This is a genomic window from Cesiribacter sp. SM1 (assembly GCF_020178975.1).
Classification (GTDB): domain Bacteria; phylum Bacteroidota; class Bacteroidia; order Cytophagales; family Cyclobacteriaceae; genus Cesiribacter.
Genome location: NZ_JAHXBU010000061.1, coordinates 1 through 2,700, shown reverse-complemented (window position 1 = coordinate 2,700; position 2,700 = coordinate 1). Strand labels below are relative to the sequence as shown.

The following is a 2,700-nucleotide window of genomic DNA, read 5'->3' as shown; positions in this document are numbered from 1 at the left end:
CTACCCTATTATGCTCCCATGAAGCCTTTGCTACTTGCTGTACAGCCGAGGACTCTTCAATGCTGCTGCTGTTGCTTTCCCAATACAAACTCGACCGCCAAAGAATTGAGCTTATGCCCCAACGTCCGTTGAATAAAGCAGGGGCTGGTCACCGCCACCTCTCAAAGGACGCAAAGTATGGGTTTTGTGGTTCAATGGCAAAGAGCTCTTACAGCCCTTGCTTTATTCTGTTGTTATGTTTTGTTTATTTTTATATTATTCCGCTGGTGTCGGTACAGGATTTTCTTTTCGAGTATGGTTGATGATGAATATGAATGGAAAAGCTTCTTTAAGTTTTTTCAAATTAGCGGCTTCTAAATCACACAAGTCCTTATTCAGTATGCTAGTTGAAGCAATTCTTGCAGCCTTTAAATATCCCTTGACAGATTGGTCAATTACGCTGTCTAATAAGGCAATTTGAGTACCAGCCTGCCATGAGAGAATGATTTCTCCTGGACTATCATTATTCAAGTAATTATTTACCAGCCCTTTAGCAATAGTTGAGCTGATTTGCTCTAGACTATCTACTAAGGTTTCGTTCTCTAAAAGTATTTGGCCCTGCTTATTAATAGCTATCCTTGTTGATAATCGATCTGCTACAATCATGCACCTTGTTTCGTCATAGTAGGTCAGCTTGAGATTTGGATGATATTTGTTACTCCACCCAAAAAAGAAATATGGGCCACAATCATCTGGAGGAAATAAGGGATTTAGCTTTGCTATTACTTGGTTCTTTCTTTCTGATAATTCAAACGAAACAGAAGGCACGGATGACTCTGCCTGAACCAATTTGAGTTCATTTTCACAATATTCTGATGTAGCTTCCACTTTATTACCAGAGGTGTCAGAACATGAGTACAGGAATAGAATTAATAGAAAGACTCTGTTCATAATAAAACATAACGTCCATTGAATAAAGCAGATGCCCTTCACCGCCTTTTGATGAATGTACGCAATGCTAACGGCCTGCACAAGCAATGGCTGAAAGCTCTTGGGGCATTTGCTTTATTCTGTTGTTATGCCCAGGCTTTCATTTATTTATTCGCCCACCAGGCTTAATATTTTTGTTAGAATTTTTTCAGATATTCTAAAATCAGTCTGCTGTACATCATCAAGCACCGGTGCCAGTTGATCTATATGTCCTTTTTGCTTGGCTTTAACCAAAATGCCTAAACTGCCAGTTATTTGAAGATTTAAAGACTTTGCAACCTTCCTTGCTTTCAAATCATCAATCACTACTGTTGATCGTGGTAACTCAACGCCCAAAGCAATTGCACTGGATTCACCTACTCCAAGTATCTGTTCAAGGATGCGTTGATGTGACTGATTTGCAACTTCCTTGATAAAAATCCAATCCGGCAGTTGCTTACCATATTCCAAAGCCACTTCTGGTGTCACAAAAATTGTATTGTAACACAGTCTAAGAAGATCAAGCTGATTGATTTTATCAAAGAGAATTAAGCAGCTTGTATCACAAATAATCAGGTCAGGCATTTTCTATATCCGATAGTAGATCCTCTTCGGACTGACTGAATATTGAAAATCCGAATTTGCCCATCATTTCTATAAATGCCCTTTTGGAAAGTCCAGCCAAATCAGCTGCCTGCCCAAGAGATAGCCTTTCCCTTTCATAGAGTTCACCAGCTAATATGATCTTCAGCTCTGGTTCATTGATATCTATGTTGTCCGGTATATTTAAACTTACAGTCCGCATGAGCTAATGTCTTTTAACATTCATAATCCTAATATACGAACTTTAGTTTCTATTTGGCTTGTGAACGACGTTTGAGTAAGAGTCCTCCTATGGCAAGCATAAAGCTGGAAACTTACAACCTGCCTTTCCCGAAGCTGCTGTTTTGCTTGGGCATAACGTCCATTGAATAAAGCAGATGCCCTTCACCGCCTTTTGCTGAAAGGACGCAAAAGTTGCTACCTGCATTGTCAATGGCTGAAAGCTGTTGGGGTATTTGCTTTATTCTGTTGTTATGCTGCGTTTTTATTATTTATTCTTATACCGAAGAAGCTTTGAATATCAGCCAACAGCTTATCCAGCGGCTTATTTTGATTCATCGTATTGAAGAATTCATTATTTATAGATTCATCAATCATTTTACCGTCCCTTATTTTTAATAGATGAGGAAACCGCTGATAGCTTTTTAAGCTATAAAGAGCCATTGACATGTATTCACGGGAATATGAAGATTTCACCTCGCGTCCGTCTAGATATAGGATCTCTACGCTCCGGTCAAGCCTAGGGATTAATTCTTTTTCTATGAAAGCCTTAGCATCAATCCGGTTGTTGTAACAGAAAAAGTTCTTATCGCCGAGCTCCAGTAAGTATTCTTGAAATCTTCGTTTTCTTAGCCAGTCAAAGTAGTAGCCGAAGGGTGACCATAACAAGTATATAGGAATAGCGATAATAGCGAATACAAGGATTACACTACCTAGCAAGATGATTCCTAATACGTCAGTCAGCTTCTTCACCATAAATTTATCCTCTACTACAGTTTGTGCCACGGTACTTTTAATGCAGCATAACGTCCATTGAATAAAGCAGATGCCCTGCACTGGCCTTTGCTGAAAGGACGCAAAAATTGCTTCCTGCATTGTCAATGGCTGAAAGCTGTTGGGGCATTTGCTTTATTCTGTTGTTACCTTCAG

Annotated in this window: 5 protein-coding genes; 1 reads left to right on the top strand and 4 read right to left on the bottom strand. The window is 39.4% G+C overall.

Annotation, left to right across the window (positions count from 1 at the left end; translation table 11 throughout):
* Positions 1 to 302 (top strand): hypothetical protein (locus tag KWJ01_RS13155; protein ID WP_224996921.1); only part of this gene is annotated, 302 nt, incomplete at its 5' end.
* Here the strand turns inward: KWJ01_RS13155 and KWJ01_RS13150 are convergent.
* The 4 genes from KWJ01_RS13150 to KWJ01_RS13135 all read right to left on the bottom strand — a co-directional run bounded on the left by KWJ01_RS13150 (position 256) and on the right by KWJ01_RS13135 (position 2,646).
* Positions 256 to 867, bottom strand: a complete 612-nt coding sequence (locus KWJ01_RS13150; protein ID WP_224996919.1) for a hypothetical protein — start codon at positions 865 to 867, stop codon at positions 256 to 258. The genes KWJ01_RS13155 and KWJ01_RS13150 overlap by 47 nt on opposite strands.
* Positions 868 to 1,077: 210 nt before the next feature.
* On the bottom strand, positions 1,078 to 1,533 hold the full coding sequence (locus KWJ01_RS13145) for a DUF3368 domain-containing protein (RefSeq protein ID WP_224996918.1): 456 nt from the start codon (positions 1,531 to 1,533) through the stop codon (positions 1,078 to 1,080).
* Positions 1,526 to 1,753 (bottom strand): UPF0175 family protein, encoded by a 228-nt coding sequence (locus KWJ01_RS13140; RefSeq protein ID WP_224996917.1) that lies wholly within the window; start codon positions 1,751 to 1,753, stop codon positions 1,526 to 1,528. Before KWJ01_RS13140 ends, KWJ01_RS13145 begins: the two co-directional genes overlap by 8 nt.
* Before the next feature lie 269 nt (positions 1,754 to 2,022).
* Positions 2,023 to 2,646 (bottom strand): hypothetical protein, encoded by a 624-nt coding sequence (locus KWJ01_RS13135; RefSeq protein ID WP_224996916.1) that lies wholly within the window; start codon positions 2,644 to 2,646, stop codon positions 2,023 to 2,025.
* Positions 2,647 to 2,700: the final 54 nt, after the last annotated feature.